This window comes from Moraxella catarrhalis, from assembly GCF_001632285.1.
Taxonomy (GTDB): Bacteria; Pseudomonadota; Gammaproteobacteria; order Pseudomonadales; family Moraxellaceae; genus Moraxella; species Moraxella catarrhalis.
In genome coordinates, this window is sequence record NZ_LWAH01000001.1 from 87,494 (window position 1) to 104,606 (window position 17,113).

15 protein-coding genes are annotated in these 17,113 nt (G+C 44.0%); 3 read left to right on the forward strand and 12 right to left on the reverse strand.

Features of this window, described 5'->3' with window-relative positions; genetic code table 11:
• Window positions 1-87: 87 nt before the first annotated feature.
• The 6 genes from A4U55_RS00375 to A4U55_RS00400 form a co-directional block, all read right to left on the reverse strand.
• On the reverse strand, window positions 88-948 hold the full coding sequence (locus A4U55_RS00375) for an ABC transporter ATP-binding protein (protein ID WP_003662165.1): 861 nt from the start codon (window positions 946-948) through the stop codon (window positions 88-90).
• Window positions 938-1,822, reverse strand: a complete 885-nt coding sequence (ntrB, locus tag A4U55_RS00380) for a nitrate ABC transporter permease (RefSeq protein WP_003662163.1) — start codon at window positions 1,820-1,822, stop codon at window positions 938-940. The genes A4U55_RS00375 and ntrB overlap by 11 nt, the downstream gene beginning before the upstream one ends.
• Entirely contained in the window at window positions 1,812-3,227 is a 1,416-nt protein-coding gene (locus A4U55_RS00385; protein ID WP_003662162.1) for a CmpA/NrtA family ABC transporter substrate-binding protein, read from the reverse strand. Before A4U55_RS00385 ends, ntrB begins: the two co-directional genes overlap by 11 nt.
• An 82-nt stretch (window positions 3,228-3,309) precedes the next feature.
• Window positions 3,310-4,698: an FAD-dependent oxidoreductase gene (locus A4U55_RS00390; RefSeq protein ID WP_063453878.1), complete on the reverse strand. Its 1,389-nt coding sequence runs from the start codon at window positions 4,696-4,698 to the stop codon at window positions 3,310-3,312.
• The gene (locus A4U55_RS00395; protein ID WP_063453879.1) at window positions 4,695-5,867 is read right to left on the reverse strand and encodes an acyl-CoA dehydrogenase family protein; all 1,173 of its coding nucleotides are present in this window, start codon (window positions 5,865-5,867) and stop codon (window positions 4,695-4,697) included. Before A4U55_RS00395 ends, A4U55_RS00390 begins: the two co-directional genes overlap by 4 nt.
• Window positions 5,868-6,124: 257 nt before the next feature.
• Window positions 6,125-6,670 (reverse strand): carboxymuconolactone decarboxylase family protein, encoded by a 546-nt coding sequence (locus A4U55_RS00400; RefSeq protein ID WP_003664196.1) that lies wholly within the window; start codon window positions 6,668-6,670, stop codon window positions 6,125-6,127.
• A 218-nt stretch (window positions 6,671-6,888) separates the two neighbouring features.
• Between A4U55_RS00400 and A4U55_RS00405 the strand changes: the two genes are divergently transcribed.
• The 3 genes from A4U55_RS00405 (at window position 6,889) to A4U55_RS00415 (ending at window position 10,750) form a co-directional block, all read left to right on the forward strand.
• Window positions 6,889-8,838, forward strand: coding sequence for an ATP-binding cassette domain-containing protein (locus tag A4U55_RS00405; protein WP_063453880.1), 1,950 nt, complete (start codon window positions 6,889-6,891; stop codon window positions 8,836-8,838).
• A 7-nt stretch (window positions 8,839-8,845) separates the two neighbouring features.
• Window positions 8,846-9,685 carry a J domain-containing protein gene (locus A4U55_RS00410; RefSeq protein WP_003662152.1) on the forward strand — a complete coding sequence of 280 codons (840 nt, stop codon included), beginning with the start codon at window positions 8,846-8,848 and terminating at the stop codon, window positions 9,683-9,685.
• Between the two features lie 84 nt (window positions 9,686-9,769).
• A complete protein-coding gene (locus A4U55_RS00415) occupies window positions 9,770-10,750 on the forward strand; it encodes a YheT family hydrolase (RefSeq protein WP_049156492.1) in 981 nt (326 codons plus the stop codon).
• A gap of 59 nt (window positions 10,751-10,809) precedes the next feature.
• Here the strand turns inward: A4U55_RS00415 and dapB are convergent, their stop codons facing one another.
• From dapB to A4U55_RS00450, 6 genes are all read right to left on the reverse strand, one after another.
• The gene (gene dapB / locus A4U55_RS00420; RefSeq protein ID WP_004461150.1) at window positions 10,810-11,607 is read right to left on the reverse strand and encodes a 4-hydroxy-tetrahydrodipicolinate reductase; all 798 of its coding nucleotides are present in this window, start codon (window positions 11,605-11,607) and stop codon (window positions 10,810-10,812) included.
• Window positions 11,608-11,651: 44 nt separating this feature from the next.
• Window positions 11,652-12,845, reverse strand: a complete 1,194-nt coding sequence (locus A4U55_RS00425) for a PLP-dependent transferase (RefSeq protein WP_003670065.1) — start codon at window positions 12,843-12,845, stop codon at window positions 11,652-11,654.
• A gap of 17 nt (window positions 12,846-12,862) precedes the next feature.
• Entirely contained in the window at window positions 12,863-13,810 is a 948-nt protein-coding gene (locus A4U55_RS00430; RefSeq protein WP_063453881.1) for a bile acid:sodium symporter family protein, read from the reverse strand.
• Between the two features lie 161 nt (window positions 13,811-13,971).
• On the reverse strand, window positions 13,972-15,123 hold the full coding sequence (gene dnaJ / locus A4U55_RS00435) for a molecular chaperone DnaJ (RefSeq protein ID WP_063453882.1): 1,152 nt from the start codon (window positions 15,121-15,123) through the stop codon (window positions 13,972-13,974).
• Between the two features lie 242 nt (window positions 15,124-15,365).
• Entirely contained in the window at window positions 15,366-16,367 is a 1,002-nt protein-coding gene (locus A4U55_RS00445) for a DsbC family protein (protein WP_063453927.1), read from the reverse strand.
• Between the two features lie 13 nt (window positions 16,368-16,380).
• Entirely contained in the window at window positions 16,381-17,085 is a 705-nt protein-coding gene (locus A4U55_RS00450; RefSeq protein WP_003662138.1) for a pseudouridine synthase, read from the reverse strand.
• Between the last annotated feature and the right edge of the window lie 28 nt (window positions 17,086-17,113).

Consider the following 17,113-nt stretch of genomic DNA (forward strand, 5'->3'; position numbering starts at 1 on the left):
AGGTTTTAAGGGTAAAAATAAACCTTAATTGATAAATTCTGTCAAAGTTGTTGAGTGGTCAAAGCCCGTGGTTGGTCAAATTATGATTTATAGCCCATCCCACTCAGCATGATTAAAATTAATCACTTTGGGTCTTTTGGGACGCTCAGGCGACTGCTGCAATGCCCGACTGCGATGTACCAAAAAATCAAGCAAATGATTGCGGATTTTGTAATATTGATGATGGTGATGGATACTATCACGATGACGTGGTTTGGGAATGGTATTTTCAACAATTTCTGCCAAAAATGCCCGTGGACCATTGCTCATCAAAAAAATGCGATCAGCAAGTAAAATCGCCTCATCAATGTCATGAGTAATCATAAATACCGTCTGATGGGTGTCTGCAACAATATTGACAAGCTCATCTTGGATGACGCCACGGGTGAGTGCATCAAGCGCCCCAAAAGGCTCATCCATCAGCAAAAGTTCAGGTTTTGTCGCAAAAGCGCGCGCAATGCCCACACGCTGCTTCATACCGCCTGATAATTGGCTTGGTTTTTTGTCTTTGACTTTGGCAAGTCCAACCATGCCCAAATAAAAGTCGATTTGACGGTTTGTCTCGGCGACTGATAAATTTGGGGTTTTGGCTTTAAGTGCAAAACCGATGTTCTTACCGACCGTAAGCCAAGGCAGTAGTGCATGACTTTGGAACACCACACCACGCTCAAGTGAAGGTTGGGTGACTGGCTTATCATACATCAAAATCTCGCCAAAGCTTGCTACCTCAAGCCCTGCTAGGGCATTTAAGATGGTGGATTTACCGCAGCCTGAATGACCGATAAGGCAGATGAATTCGTTTTTTTGGATATTAAAATTCACATTTTCAAAAATATTTTCGCCATCACCGTAGCGTTTGGTGAGTGCATTAACCTGAATGAGTGGTGAAGCGGTTTGATTATTCAACATAACTCACCTTTTTTTGTAATATTGCAAACAACATATCCAAAATCATGCCCATAAGACCAATGAGCAGCACCGCAAAAATCACATTGGCAAGTGATAAATTATTCCACTGATTCCACACAAAATAGCCAATTCCTGTGCCACCGACAAGCATCTCGGCTGCCACAATCACAAGCCAAGCAATCCCCATAGAAATCCGCATGCCTGTGACGATGGTGGGAGCTGCGGCAGGGATGACAATTTTGGTGGCGGTCTTTAGTGGGCTAAGCTCAAGCGTCTTGGCGACATTACGCCACTCTCGGCGTACTGATGCCACACCAAAGGCTGTATTGGTAAGCATTGGCCAAATAGAACAAATAAAAATCACAAAAATGCTTGATGCGTTAGAGTCTTTAATCGTATAAAGCGCAATCGGCATCCACGCCAATGGTGAGATGGGCTTTAAGATCTGAACAAAAGGCGTGGCAGCACTGCCAAGCACAGGTGACATACCAATGGCATAACCCAAAGGAATCGCTACAATCATCGCCAAGAAAAATCCAAGCAACACCCGCCCAATGGAGTAACCAAGCTGTATGCCAATGCCTTTATCATTCAATCCCTTGTCATAAAATGGGTCAGAGATATGCACCCATGCAGTCTTAGCAAACTCTGTTGGGCTTGGAAATTCGCTTTTTTGGATAGCGACAATCGCCCCAGGCTTGGTAAATTCAGGTATATCACCCATCAAAATACGATACTCTAGACGCAAAGGATCGGTGGGTGCGGTGATTTGTTTGGGTAGGGTAGCGGTGTGCCAAATGCCAATCACACTCAAGACAATGAGCAGTGATAATAGATAGCCTTTGGCTTTGGTCGATAAAGATTTATGTGCCATGTAATCTCCCTGTGGATTTGTGTCCGATGGCAAATGAGTCCAAATATGCATCAGGATCGGTAGCATTAAATTGCTTACCCATCACGGTAATTTTTGGCTCATCGTCTTTGACCGTGTAGCCCATGGCTTGCATTTGTTTTTTGGCATCCGTGAGCATAAATACCTGATTTGCGATATCTTGATAATTGATGTTGCCTGTTATATAGCCCCACCGCTTCATCTGAGTCATCATCCAAGCTGCTACTGAGTGCCACGGCATCACATCAAATCCCATGCGATCAGGCACATCTTGGATGGTGTCCACACCATCAGCAAAACGCCCCATGATAGATTGGCGTAGCACCAGTTCAGGTTGATTAAGATAATTGGCAGGTGAGAGCAGTTTGGATAAGTCTTTACGAATACTTGGTTTATTTGCCATCACATTGGCTTTAATGATGGCACGATACATCGCCAAAAAAGTTTGGGGATAATCATTAATGAAGCTTTGAGATGTCCCAAACGAGCAGCATGGGTGACCATTCCAAATATCTCGACTTAGGGTATGGATATAGCCCGCCTTATCCCAAACCGCACGCTGATTGAACGGCTCAGGACCAAAAAACCCATCAATATTACCTGCTTTGAGATTGGCGATCATATCAGGTGGCGTCGTTAAACGCAGTTTGACATCTTTATCAGGATCTAGCCCATGCTCGGCTAAAAAGTAGCGTAGCAGATAATTATGAATACTGTGCTCAAACGGAATGGCAAAAGTCATACCTTTCCAGTTTTTGGGATTGCGGTTATTTTTATGCTTAAGCGCCATAACGAGTGCTTGACCGTTCGTGTTTTGTATGGCGGCAACTTTCATATTCTGCTTGGCTGAGCCAAGTCCAAGATTGATGGCAATTGGCATCGGTGCCAAAAAATGTGCAGCGTCCAGCTCTCGGTTCATCATCTGGTCTCTGACCAACGCCCAGCCTGCCCGTTTTAATAAATTGGCTTTGATGCCTTGTTCTGCATAATAACCAAGCGGATCTGCCATAATGAGCGGTGTTGCGCATAAAATGGGTAAAAAGCCAATATCCACCGACTTTTTTTCAGGCTTAAGCGTGTCAATGGCGGCAGCCTCTTGGAGCGTTGCGATGGGCAAAACACTGGCAATCGCTGCTAAAGCGGTTGTCTTACCGACAGTTTTAAAAAACGCACGACGGGTCGGCTCATCTGGAAATAAAGCTTTGATTGCCACCGCTTCAATAAAATCAGTATTGGTATGCTCAATACGGCTGTGATCAGAGACGCCTTCAAAGCGATTATCCAAAGATAACTTGTCATCACACTCGCTTTGGCTGCGATGGTTACCACAGCGGCAACCAAAATTAAGCGGCTTGTCAGTATCGTCGGGGCGAAAAATATTTGACATGATAAAATATCAACTTATAAGACAATCAAGCAACATACCGTTTTTGATGATTCTTTGGCGGTGGGTGTGCTTGATCTGATGTTTAATTGGCTTGGGGCGATGTTTTCATTTCAATTTTGGCGGTGATGACGCCGTCGCTACTTTGGGTGAGTATCAGCTTGTCATCGGTATTTTCTTGTACTTGCCAGTCTTTGGCTTGTTCGATTTCACCAGTCGCCGAAATGATGATGGATTTGGTTTTTAGGCGTATTAAAGGCGACTTGTGTTGATAGCCTGCGTGTGCCATATCGTTGATGTGATGTGCGATGGCGGCAGCTTGTTCACGCAAGGGTGCGACAAATCGGCACGGCTTATCATCAATGGCGATACAGTCGCCGATGGCATAGATGGCAGGGTGAGAAGTTTGTAGCGTCTTTGGGTTGACCACGATACCGCAGCGAATGTAATCAATGCCCGCCCCTTTGGCAAGTCGATTATCTAATATAAGACCTGTACTTGCGATAATCTCATCGGCATAGAGTGTTTTATCATTATAAATAATCACATAGCCGCCATCTTGGGGTTTGATGTCTGTGATATGAGCATTGCCAATATAATCAATACCAATTCCTGTCAGAGCATCACGCAGGCGTTCACCACCAATGGTGGGTAAAATCTCCGCCATCGGTAGGCTGTCACGGTTGATCAGTGTGACTTGATGACCTGCTTTGGCGATATCTTCGGCAATCTCTGTACCGATCATGCCTGCACCGATGATGGTGATATGTTGATTGGGTTTGGCGATGAGTTTTGCTTGGAGCTTGGCAAACATATCAATGTGATTGACACGCCATACATATTCAGCAGGCAGGCTCGGCGGCAGCATTGGGGTCGCCCCTGTCGCTAGAATTAATTTTTGATAGCTAAAATTACCACGCGTGGTACGCACGATACGCTCATTAGTATCAATACTTAGTACAAATGTTTGGGCAACCAAAGTCACATTTAAAGCTTGTGCTAAGTCGACAGCTTTTTTGGTGATGAGTGTTTCGGGTGTTTTATTTTGGCTGATGGCGATGGAGAGCTGCGGCTTCATATAACGATCGCCCAAATCGCTTGTGATTAAGGTGATGGGTAAGTTTTCATTTAGCTTTCTTAACGCTTCGATGGCTGTCCATCCTGCCGTGCCGCCACCGATGACGATGACGCCAGTCTCGCTATGGTGACCAATTAAGGGGGTGACCACTTCATCTCGGCTGACAAATGGCTCAAAATCTCGCTTGGTAACACCGCACAAAGGACACTCCCAATCTTCAGGAATGTCCTCAAAACGCGTGCCAGCAGGCAATCCGCTATCAGGATCGCCCAATTTTTCATCATAAATCCAGCCGCATGCACGACATAAAAATTGCTTCCAAGCACCACGACCATCGGTAGGGTTACCGTTTGAGTCCATGTTTGGTTTGGCTGAATTTGAAAGTGTATCGCTCATTTTGGAGATTTCTCAGTCAGTAGTTGGTGGGATAAGTAGCGTAAATGCTTGATGGCAGGCGTGACAATTGCCACGAAGTGCGCTTCACGAATACGCCTTTGTGGGTTAGCACTCATCAGATAGCCTTTTGCACCTTGATGCAGTAGTGATGCTTGGGTGGCTTGCAGTGACAGCTCAGCGCCTTGGATGCGAGTGTCTAGCACTTCTAAGAAAAAGTCTTTGTGTGTTTCAAAAGGTGTTTTGGCAAGCACCAAAGTACGCTCAATCAAAGCATCAAGCTGGGTTTGTAGTGCACCTGCTTGGTCTTCTAAGAATTGATTGACATGCCCAAGCTGAACTTCTACCGCAGTGATGTCATGAATTGCCCCTTGGATAATGCCAGCACCGATACCCAATTGCATGAGTACAAACGCCCCACGCACACGCTCAATGAAGGGCTTGGCAGGGTCAGCGATTAAGCTATCATCAGGAACAAAGTAATCAGTTAAGACGATTTGCCAAGTGCTTGAACCTTCCATACCGCTAAATGTTGGGCAAGGGTTTAGCTGCCAGTTGTCTTTGCGCGCTTCATCAAATGATAATAAGAAAAAAATGTCTTTATCAATCTGACCACCGTGCTCGACGCTAGCGATTGCACCGCAATATTGATTGGGTGCAATGTGGCTTATCCACGGTAGCGTGCCTGACACCACATAGCCACCATTGACACGCTGTGCGCGTAGAATCATCGATTCAATATTAGCAAAGGTTTTCATGGGATTGGACAGTGCTGTCCCCCCAAAGCTTTCACCCAATGCGTGGCGGTGTAGGATGTCGGATTTTAAGGTGTGATTGTCTGACTGGTCAAGATACAAAGCACAGACCTGATGACACCATGACAAAAACCCTGTCGTACCGCAAGTTTCAGAGATTTTTGCTGTCGCAAGGATGGCATTACCAAAGCGGCCACCTTGTGCTGACAGATGTACCGAAAAAGCCCCCAGTTTTGCCAATTGACTCATCTCAGCGGTGGGGTAATAACCTTTATCGATGGCGATGGGGTCAAGTAACTGTTTTGATGCTTGTGCAATATTATCCAGTAAACCGCTGTCTTGCCAAGGCCCAATTGGCTCAATGGCAGCATTGATAAGAGCTTGGCTATCATGATAAAAAGTGTGCAAGTGATTCATGTCTTTCTCAAACGATAAAATGACCAAAAATGAGTAAATGATTAGATTGTAATCACAAAGTTGATCATTTTCTTATTCTAAATTAGAATAAATATAAGTCAAAATCATACATAGGCAGCAAAGTCATGCAGTAGGGTGGCTGGCAGGATTTTTTTTGCTTGTATGTCCAAAAAATTGCTTCAGGCGAATACCTGAAGCAATGAATTTTTAGCGATTCATCAAAACAGCGAAGCTGATACAGTAAAGCTGATTAACTCTTAGGGTGCAAATGCTTGTAGCTCAGGGTTGATATCAGTTTGGGCGACATTATTGGCGTAGTTGCATAAAGTTGCCAATGCCACACCCATGACCACATCTAGGATATTTTGATCGCTATAGCCAACTGCCTTAACAGCAGCAAGCTCATCATCAGAAACCTTACCACGGCGGTCAATTAGCTGCATGGTAAATTGTGCTAGGGCTTGATATTTTTCATTGTCTTCGATGGCGGTGCGACCACGCAAAGCGTTTAGCACATTTTCAGGCATCTGAAGTTTGGTGCCAGCTTTGGTGTGACCTGCCACACAAAAATCACAGCCATTATGAGCAGCAGCGGTAATTTGTACTACCTCAATTTCTTCGGCGGTTAGGCTGTTACGGCTGTTCATTTTGCCCAATTCTTGATACATCTCAAGTGCTTGGGGTGAATTTGCCAAAACACCGATAAGATTTGGGATAAAGCCATTGGCTTTTTGAACCATGCTAACGCGTTCTTTGGCTTTGTCTGGGGCAGATTCGGCGGTATGTACAGTTAAGCGTGCCATATTTTTCCTTGTTTATTTTAAAGTTATCATAAAATCGTTCATCATCATAAAAACACAATCAAAGATATTGATTTCAATGAAAACCAAACAGCATATGATAAAAACCATTATTCTGATTATGCGTGATGATAATATTAATATAGGTACTCTGAGTAATTTTTACAAGAGTAATTAGCAAAATATGCTAAAATGATTGAAATTTTATATGATGAATTGTGATGATAGCATTTAAAAATGTTGCGGTGCGTCGAGAAGGGCGACTGTTATTCAGCGATGTTAATTTTCAGCTGCACAAGGGTCAAAAAATTGGCTTGACGGGCAATAATGGCACAGGAAAATCCACACTGTTCGCCACCATTTTGGGTACGCATAATACAGATGTTGGCAGTATTAGTTTGCCTGAGTCATGGCAGATTGCTCATATGGCACAAGAGGTCAGCGCAACAGCGATGAGTGCGATAGACTATGTGCTGTCAGGCGATGAAGAATGGTGGCAGCTCAATTGGCAAATCAACCATCAAACCAGCTTAACTGATGGTCAAATTGCACCAATGTATCAGCGTTTTGAGGAAATTGATGGCTATCGTACACCTGCCAAAGCGGCGATGATTTTGTCAGGACTTGGCTTTGGTGAAGCTGACCACAGCAAGCAAGTATCCATGTTCTCAGGGGGTTGGCGTATGAGGCTTAATTTGGCTCGGACACTGATGCACCGAGCTGATGTGTTATTACTTGATGAACCAACCAACCATCTGGATTTGGATGCCATTTTTTGGCTTGAAGAGTGGTTATTAAAATTTGAGGGACTGATTTTATTAATCAGCCATGACCAAGCTTTTTTAGATACAGTGTGCGGACATATTTTGCATATTGAGCAAGGACAAATCACACTGTATACGGGTAATTATAGCCAATTTATTCGTACACGAGCTGAAAGGCTTGCCCAAGAACAACAGGCCTTTGAAAAGCAACAAGCCGTGCGCGCTCATCTTGAGGATTATATTCGTAGGTTTCGTGCCAAAGCCACCAAGGCCAAACAAGCCCAAAGCCGCATTAAGCAGCTTGACCGTATGGCACAGCTGTCGCCTGTGATGGCAGAAAATGGCTTTAGTTTTCGTTTTTATGAACCGCAACACATGGCATCACCGCTGATTTATTTGGATAATGCCACCATTGGCTATGATGGTATACCAATGCTAACAAAGATCAATCTACGCATCACCCCAGATGCACGATTGGGGATTTTGGGTGCCAACGGTGCGGGTAAATCCACACTCATCAAAGCATTGGTGGGCGAGTTGCCACTCATTGATGGTATCTACAAAATCTCTGAAACATTACAGCTTGGCTATTTTAATCAGCATCAGATGGATAGTCTAGATGACGATGCCACACCCATGATAATGCTAAGGCGTCTGTCAGGTCAGACATCTGATGCCAATTTGCGTGCCTTTTTGGGTGGTTTTGGGTTTCAAGGTGAACGCATCGATACCCAAAGCCGCTTATTTTCAGGGGGTGAGCGTGCCAGATTAATGCTGGCATTGCTTGTTTGGCAAAGACCTAATGTGCTGATACTTGATGAACCAACCAACCATCTGGATCTACAGATGCGAAATGCACTTATGTTGGCATTGCAAGATTTTGCTGGGGCATTGATTTTGGTATCGCACGATCGAGATTTGATTATGTCGGTGTGTGATGAGCTATTGTTGGTCTTTGATGGTCGTGCTACTGAGTTTGTGGGGGATATGGCGGACTATGCTGAGCATCTACGCCAAGCCAAAAAAGTGCATCAAGCCAATCAAAAAATGGACAAATCCATTCATCAACAATCTACAAATACGGCAACTGGTCAAGAGATATGCTTGCATGACAGCCTAAGTAAAGAAGATAGGCGTAAGAAAAATGCCCAAATCCGTGAACAAACAGCACCGCTAAGAAAGCAGATCGCTAAGCTTGAGGATCGGCTTGGTAAACTGAGCGATACATTGGCGATCTTAGAAAATGAGTTGTCTGATGCTCGTCTGTACGAAGATGATTATAAGTCAGAATTATTGGACAAACTCAATCATCAAAACACACTAAAATCACAAATTGATGACATCGAAGAGCAGCTTTTGACGGCGATGGCTGAGCTTGAAGTGCTAGAAGATGAGCTGTCAGGGTGAGATCATCATGAAAGGAGGGTATAGTCAGGATTATTATCGCTTACTTGGCGTGGCTGATGATGCCGATACTGCCACTATTAAGCGTGCTTATCGCCAACACATCGCGCGTCATCACCCTGACCGTCAGGCAAACTCAGATGAGGATGTGGTGCATCAGCTAAATACTGCCTATGCCATCTTAAAAGATGATAAAGTACGCCGTCAGTACGACAGGCAACTGCCACGCATTCGCCAAAAGCAGTGGTTATGGCAGCAGCGTGCCAAATTTTATGAGGTCAAGCAGGGGTTTGGTTATGTTGCCAATACAGCTTTGGTGAATCTTGGTAAGCAACAATTTAATCGCCTCATCGTTGATGCGCATCATACCAAACACATGGCACAAATAACGCAGCGAGCAGCCGTGCACCTTGGGCGTATCTGGCAGCGATTTACTGATGTATCTGCTAAGCTTGGCTATGATACAAGCTGCACGATCGGTTTGCATACGGTATACGAAGGTGGCGAGATATTAATTCATTGGCAGGGCAAACGCTTTAAGGTGGTCTTGCCAGCGGGGCTTAGTCATGGTGACATCATCACCGTGCAGTGTCATGGGTCGCCTGTGCGTCTTAGAATCCAAACCAAGCCTGTGAATATTTATGTTAAAGGTCTGGATATCAATTATGTGATTTTTTTAAGTCCTAATCAAGCAGCAAATGGCGATACTGTTGTGCTACCAAAGCCCATTGGTCTGACGCTTACGATTCCACCAAATGGCAAATATCCGACAAAAATTATGCTATCAAACCAAGGACTTCGGCAAATGGCAAGTGTAGGAGATGTGATTGTGCATCTAAATATCACCTAAAACTTTTTGCTGTATGATGGCATAATTTATTACTATTAATTAATCATTATTGAACTAATAATTTATATATTCTGTAGGTATTTTATGACTGTACAATTTTCAAAAACTGATTTTTTACCACCGCTTTGGCTTAGAAATGCACACTTGCAGACCATTTTACCACGCTATATCGCCAAAAACACGCCTGATTATCATCGCACGCTACTTAAAGACTCACTGGCACAAAGTGATGTTGCGTTTGATTATGTGATGGCTGATGATCAAAAAGGGGCTGATGGCAGGTATACCACGCCCATTGTGGTGCTGTTTCATGGTATGGAAGGCTCAAGCCAAAGTCATTATGCACGCACATTGGCAAGTCATATCTCTACCAAAGGGTGGCATTTTGTGGTGGCGCATTTTCGCTCTTGTGGTGGTGTGGCGGTATCGGGCAAGGTGTTTTATAATGCTGGAGATACGGCTGAATTGGCACATTATTTGCAAGTTTTACAACAGCAATTTACCACAATTTATGCCATCGGTGTATCGCTTGGCGGTAATGCCTTGGCAAAATATATGGGTGAGTATGGCTCGGATGCCATTGCAAATCGTGCCGTGGTTGTCTCTGCACCTGTGGATTTGGCAAGTGCATCTATTGCCATGGAACGCCTGCTTGGTCGGTATATCTACACGCCTTATCTACTCAATCCCATTATCAAAAAAGCGTTAGATAATCGGCTAAGTAGCGAGGAGATCGCAGCGCTTAAGTCTGCCAAGCGTATGGCTGATTTTGATAATGCATTCACCGCACCGCGTCATGGTTTTCGCTCAAAAAATGACTACTATCGGCAAGCTTCTGCATTACCTTATCTACGCCACATTCAAAGGCCAACCTTAATCATTACCGCCAAAGATGATCCGTTTTTGGGCGTAACAGCAGAGCCTACCGATGTATCGTCAGATGTGCTACTACTGGATACTCGCTATGGTGGACATATCGGCTTTGTTGATTATGATTATCAAAAAAGACAGTTTGATTTGGGGTTTATACCACGCACTGCACTTGATTTTTTTGGTTTTTTATAAGGAATGATGAGATTGTGATACATAAGACCAAAATTCTTGGTCTTATGTTTTATTATGAACTATTTCAGCTCTAATACATCTTGCATATCATACAAACCTGCAGGCTGCTGGGCTGCCCATAATGCAGCTCTTAGTGCACCTGTGGCAAAAGTTGCACGATTTTGAGCTTTGTGAGTAATTTGGATAATCTCACCATCCATCATAAATTCAACGGTATGCTCACCCACAATCTCACCACCACGCAACGCATGAATACCAATATCTCCTCGTTGGCGTTTGGCAGCACCTTTTCGACCATAGATGGCAGCATTGGTTATATTTTGTCCTCGTGCTTCGGTAATGGCTTGTGCCATCATTAATGCGGTGCCTGAGGGTGCATCGATTTTATGTTTATGATGATGCTCAATGATTTCAACATCAGCATCCAAACCCAGCACACGGGCAGTCGTCGCAAGCAGGTTTAGAGATAAATTAACACCAGTTGAATAGTTGCCTGCATAGACAATGGCAATGTGTTTGGCGGCATCTTGAAGCTTGGCTTCTTGGTCGTCACTAAGACCTGTCACGCCCATCACGAGCGGAATTTTGTGCGTAACGCACTGGTTGAGTGCTTCATCGAAGGCTTCAGGTAAGCTAAAATCAATCATCACATCAACTTGAGAGCCGTCAAGTGTTGAGAGTACAACACCTGATTTTTTACCGCCGATGAATTCGCCAGCATCCACGCCGATCAAGCTTGATGTGCTGCGTACATAAGCCCCGCCAAGCTCGGTGTTTGGGTGGTTCATTGTCGATTCGATGAGCATACGACCCATGCGTCCTGATGCGCCCATAATGCCAATTTTAAGCTTATTCATAACGATGTCCTTGTTTGGATGGTAATTACTTGATTATAGCAAGGTTATTTTGATTTTTCATCATAATTTAAGCTGCCTAATGCTGTTTTGATGTCATCGATCAAATCCTTGGGTGATTCAAGCCCAATACAAAACCGTACCACATAGCGGCCGCACAGATGTGCCTGTGGTAAAGTACGCATTTTGCTTAGGTCATACAGCATGACTAAGCTTGTTGCACTGCCCCAGCTAAAGCCCAATTTAAATATCTGAAGCGTATCACAAAAACGGCAAATATCCGTCCAAGAATAACGCTTATCAAAGACCACGCTCACAAGGCCCGCTGATCGTCCATTTGGACAGTTTTGTTGCCAAAATTGGTGACCTAAAGTATCAGGATTGGCAGGGTGGAGTACTTGAGCAAAAGCAGGCTCATGTTTTAGGTATGTCAAAAGCTCGATGGCATTTTTGCTTTGTTTGTCGTAGCGTAGGGCTAAGCTTGGCAGGCTACGATAAACTCGTGCGCAATCATCACCTGAGACGCTAAAGCCTAAGAGTGTATGCATGCGTCGTAGCTTTGTATGTAAGGTTTCATCATTTGTCACGATGCTCCCCATCAGCACATCACCGCCACCGCTGGGATATTTGGTTAATGCATGCACACAAATATCCACAGATACACCATTTAGATCAAATGGCGAATAAGCCAGTCCTGCACCCCAAGTACTGTCTAGGGCAACGCAAACATGATGTTTTTTGGCAATGTTGATTAGTCCTTGTAAGTCAGGAAATTCAAGCGTTACAGATCCTGCTGCCTCAAGCCATAACAGCTTACAGGCAGCCGTTGGCTGAAAGCTTGTCGCATCCAGTGGGTTGTATATTTTAATCACCACGCCGTAGCGTTTTTGTAGTTCGTATAGATGCTCAAGATTTGGGCTGTACATATTTTCAGTTACCCACACCTCATCACCTTGTCCAAGCAGTGCAGTATTGACTAACACGATGGCAGCAAGACCGCTGGGTGTCAAAAGTGCATATTTGCCACCTTCAAGCCTTGCTATTTGATCAGCCAGCAGATAAGTTGTCGGTGTGCCATGCGTGCCGTAGCTATAATCATAACGATCACGCCAGTGTCTTTGAAATAGTGCCTTGGTATTATCAAAGACGATCGTTGATGCATGGTATACAGGTGGCTGTAGGCTATTTATTTGCATGGGGACTTGACGGGGGTCGCAAATGAGCTGGGTGTGTTTGTCCATGGATAAATCCTTATCAATTAACGCGTGGTTTTGTCGTCATTCATACGGCTAAAAATCATTGCTAAGATGGGTCCAGAAATATTATGCCAAACACTAAAAATCGCACTTGGCACCGCAATCAATGGATTCATCTTAAAGTGTACAGCAGCCAACGCTGCACCCAATCCTGAATTTTGCATACCCACTTCAATGGCGACCGCTTTGCTGTCGTGTAGCGGCAGCCTGAAGATTTGGGCAGCAGCATAGCCCACCAAATAGCCAAATCCATTATGAAGTGCGACAACAAAAAAGATAAACAAACCAGATTCAATGATGCGATCTTTACTTACTGCCACGACTGCTGAGACAATGAGTATGATGGCAATGACAGAAATTAAAGGCATGGTTTGACTAACTTTTTGGACTTTTTGCTTAAATAATGAGCGGATGATAAGACCGATGAATACTGGCAAAAGTACCATTTTTAGCACAGAGACAAACATACCACCTGCATCGACTTGTAGCCATTGGCTGGCAAATAAATAAAATACAGCTGGCGTCAAAATAGGGGCTAAGAGTGTGGAGAGTGTCGTGCAAGCAACTGATAAAGCGGTATTGCCTTTGGCAAGAAAAGTGATGACATTTGACGAGGTGCCGCCAGGGCAGCAGCCGACTAAGATGACACCGATAGCCAAATCAGGTGGTAGCCTACATGCTTGAACCAACAAAAAGGCAATGGCTGGCATCACGACATATTGAAGGATAACGCCAATAATCACCGCCTTGGGGTTTTTGGTGACTTCACCAAAATCTTTGAAAGTCAAGGTCAAACCCATGCCAAGCATGACGATGCCAAGCAGATAGGGAATCCATGGCACAAGCTGCTTGAATGCATCAGGAAACTGTGTGGCAATCAGTGCAAAGACCACCACCCAAACGGCAAATGTTTTACTGACAAAGTTGGTAAATTTCAATAAGCCATCCATCAAACATGCTCCAAGTTTTATAGTTTATATACAAAAAGTTTGTTTTAAATATTTTTTGAATAATAAATGTTATGAATTAAGTTGTCAAATTTGGCTTATCAAATATCATGCATAAAAAAGCCCCGAATAATCGGAGCTTTGATTGATGCGTGATTTGGGTATCAGTCAAACAAATCTTTGACATCATCTTTGATTTTATCAAAAAATCCCTTTTTCTTAGGCTCGCTACTGTTTTCGGTGCTAAGCGTCCCTTGTAATTGACGCAACAAATCTTTTTGTTCACTGGTCAAATTGACAGGGGTTTGGACAAGGATGCGGCAAATTAAATCACCTTGCATACGCCCTTGAACGGTCGTAACGCCTTTACCTCGTACACGCAAAAGTTTGCCAGATTGCGTACCTTCAGCGACTTTAATTTTAACTTTGCCATCTAAGGTTGGGATTTCGATTTCATCACCTAACGCCGCTGAAATCATTGAGATTGGGATATCCATGTGTAAATCAGCCCCATTTCGGGTAAAAATTTCATGGGGTTTAACACGAACCTCAACATACAAATCACCACTTGGCATCCCTTGGTCGCCTGCCTCACCCTTACCAGCTAAGCGTACACGGTCGCCATCATCAACGCCAGCAGGTATAGAGACCTCAAGTGTTTGTTGCTGAACTGTTTTGCCCTGACCATGACAATCTGGACAAGGGTTTTTAATTTGTTTGCCTGTACCATGACAATCGGGACAGGTTTGTTGCATGACAAAAAACCCTTGTTGCATCCGAACCTGACCTTGACCATGGCAGGTGCTACAAGTAACGACATCGCTATCTTTAACCGCACCTTTACCATGGCAGGTGTGACAAGAAACGCTGGTTTGATAGCTGATTTGTTTTTTACAGCCCTTGACCGCTTCTTCAAGCGTGAGTGTTATGTTGTATAATAAGTTAGCACCTTGGCGAGCTTGTTGCTGGGATCTACCACCGCCAAACCCTCCAAATCCACCACCACCAAAGGCTTGCCCAAAGATATCGCCAAAGATGTCATTAAAATCACCACCGCTAAAGCCCCCGCCAAAACCACCAGAGCCCATGCCTTGTTCATAAGCACTATGTCCCATGCGGTCATAGGTTGCGCGTTTTTCAGGATCACTGAGCGTTTCATAGGCTTTGGATGCTTCTTTGAGCTTTTCTTCGGCTTTAGGATTATCAGGGTTGCGATCAGGGTGGTATTTCATCGCAATTTTACGAAATGCTTTTTTAATCTCTTTTTCATCAGCCGTGCGATCGACACCCAGAATGCTATAAAAGTCTTTACTCATGTCAAAATCCATAAAAAGTACAAAAATATGCCTCAATATGGAGTTGATGCCCCCATTTATCAAGCCATGAACTCAAAAAAGTAATAAAATCAATGGTCATTTGTTGGGTATTTAACTGATGATGGCTAATACTTAAAACCAAGTGTTTCATGTGAAACACTTGGTTTTTTAGTAAATCTCTGTGCCAAAAAGATGAATAAAACTTTTGGTTCAATCAGCTTGGCACCGTTGGCCAAGCAAACTTAGCGAAGGTTTAAAAATTGGTAAATTTCATGGTTGGATAAATCACCTGTAAATTCTCTGCCTTGGGCATCAAAAACCGCTGGCGTACCCATGATGGCAAGTGGCATTACCTGTTTTTGGATGGCAGATAGTGGATTTGGGTTGTGTTGGCATTGGGCTTGGCTATTTGGGATAATGCCTTTCATTGCAGCAGATAGCAGGGCGGCACGCTTGGCGTTGTCTGTCGTACACCAAATATGATTCATAGGCAGTCGTGATTCATCATAAATGGGATAGCCGATAATTTTGATGGTAACACCTTGAAGATTCAGCTCATCGATGCGTTCGTGTAGGATTTTACAATAAGGGCAATTGATATCACTTGCAATATAAAGTACTGATTTTTCACGAGTTTTTGAAGGATAAATGACCAAATCTTTATCAGATAATTCCCCTAAAATATGGCGATTTTTGGCCGCTTCAAATACCAAGCCATATTCTGAAAATTGTGCATTTTTGATGCTGGCCATCGCACCATCCATCAGATAACGCCCATCACTGCTGATTAAAAAGGTGGTGTCGCCTTGTCCTGAAATGCCCCACAGCACGCCTTGGATACCAGTATGATAAAAAACAGCCTCTGTCATATCATGCATGGCACTCATATTTTTTAATAAGGCGGTACGGTGTTCTGGTGTGATGGGCGTACCGATGGGAAGAGCGGTCTGAGTGGCGGCATCGATGGGCGTGGCAGGGCTTGGGTTGGCACTGGGTTTACCTTGAATGATGTAATCTAAATCTTCACTGATCAGTAAATGATTGCCATCTGCCAAAGTAATTTGCCACAGTTTAGGCACAGCACTTTGGGTCACCTTAACGACAGGTGTGGCAAGCCCTGCACTGGCAAGCCGTGTCTGAATTTGCGTGGTGTGTGTCTCTGGGCTATTGGCTAAAGCAAGCGTGCTAAAAGATGACACAAATAGCATGATTGCCAATGTGCCACGAAAAATTATCTTCATCATAGTACAGACCAACTTAAAATTGATTAATCTCATCTGGCGTTAAAAAGCGGCATTCACCCATCTGAAGCCCTTCAAGTGAAATATGACCAATGCTGGCACGGTGCAGCTTGATAACTTTATTACCAAAGTATGCCATCATGCGTTTGACTTGATGATATTTACCCTCGGTAAGTGTCAGCACAGCATGCGTCTCATCAATAAAAGACAAGACAGCTGGGCGGGTTTTTTCTGTTTCGCCTTCTAATAAAATGCCGTTGGCAATTTGTTTGATGGCATATGCTTGAGCATCTTTATCCATCGCATCAGCAAGTGTTAATTGGTACTGTTTGGGCTGATGGCGTTTGGGGCTGGTCACACGATGCAACCACGCACCATCATCTGACAATAGCAGTGCGCCTGTCGTATCAACATCCAACCGCCCTGCGATACGCAGATTGGCTACCTCAGGTACCGCAATTAAGTCAGTTACCATGGGGTATTCTTTGGGCTTTAAGGTGCATTCAAAACCATCAGGCTTATACAGCAAAATATATCGATTGCCATCAGCAACCGATAGTGCTTCACCTGCCCAAAGTATCTCATCATTTGCCAAATCAACATGATGACTTGAGTCTTTGATGATGGTGCCATTGACAGTAATTTCACCAGCATGAAGAACTTTTTTGGCATCTTTGCGTGACAGTTCTGTGGCTTTGCTTAAAAATTTATCCAAACGCATATATGGTCTCATTCATTCAAGTTATTTG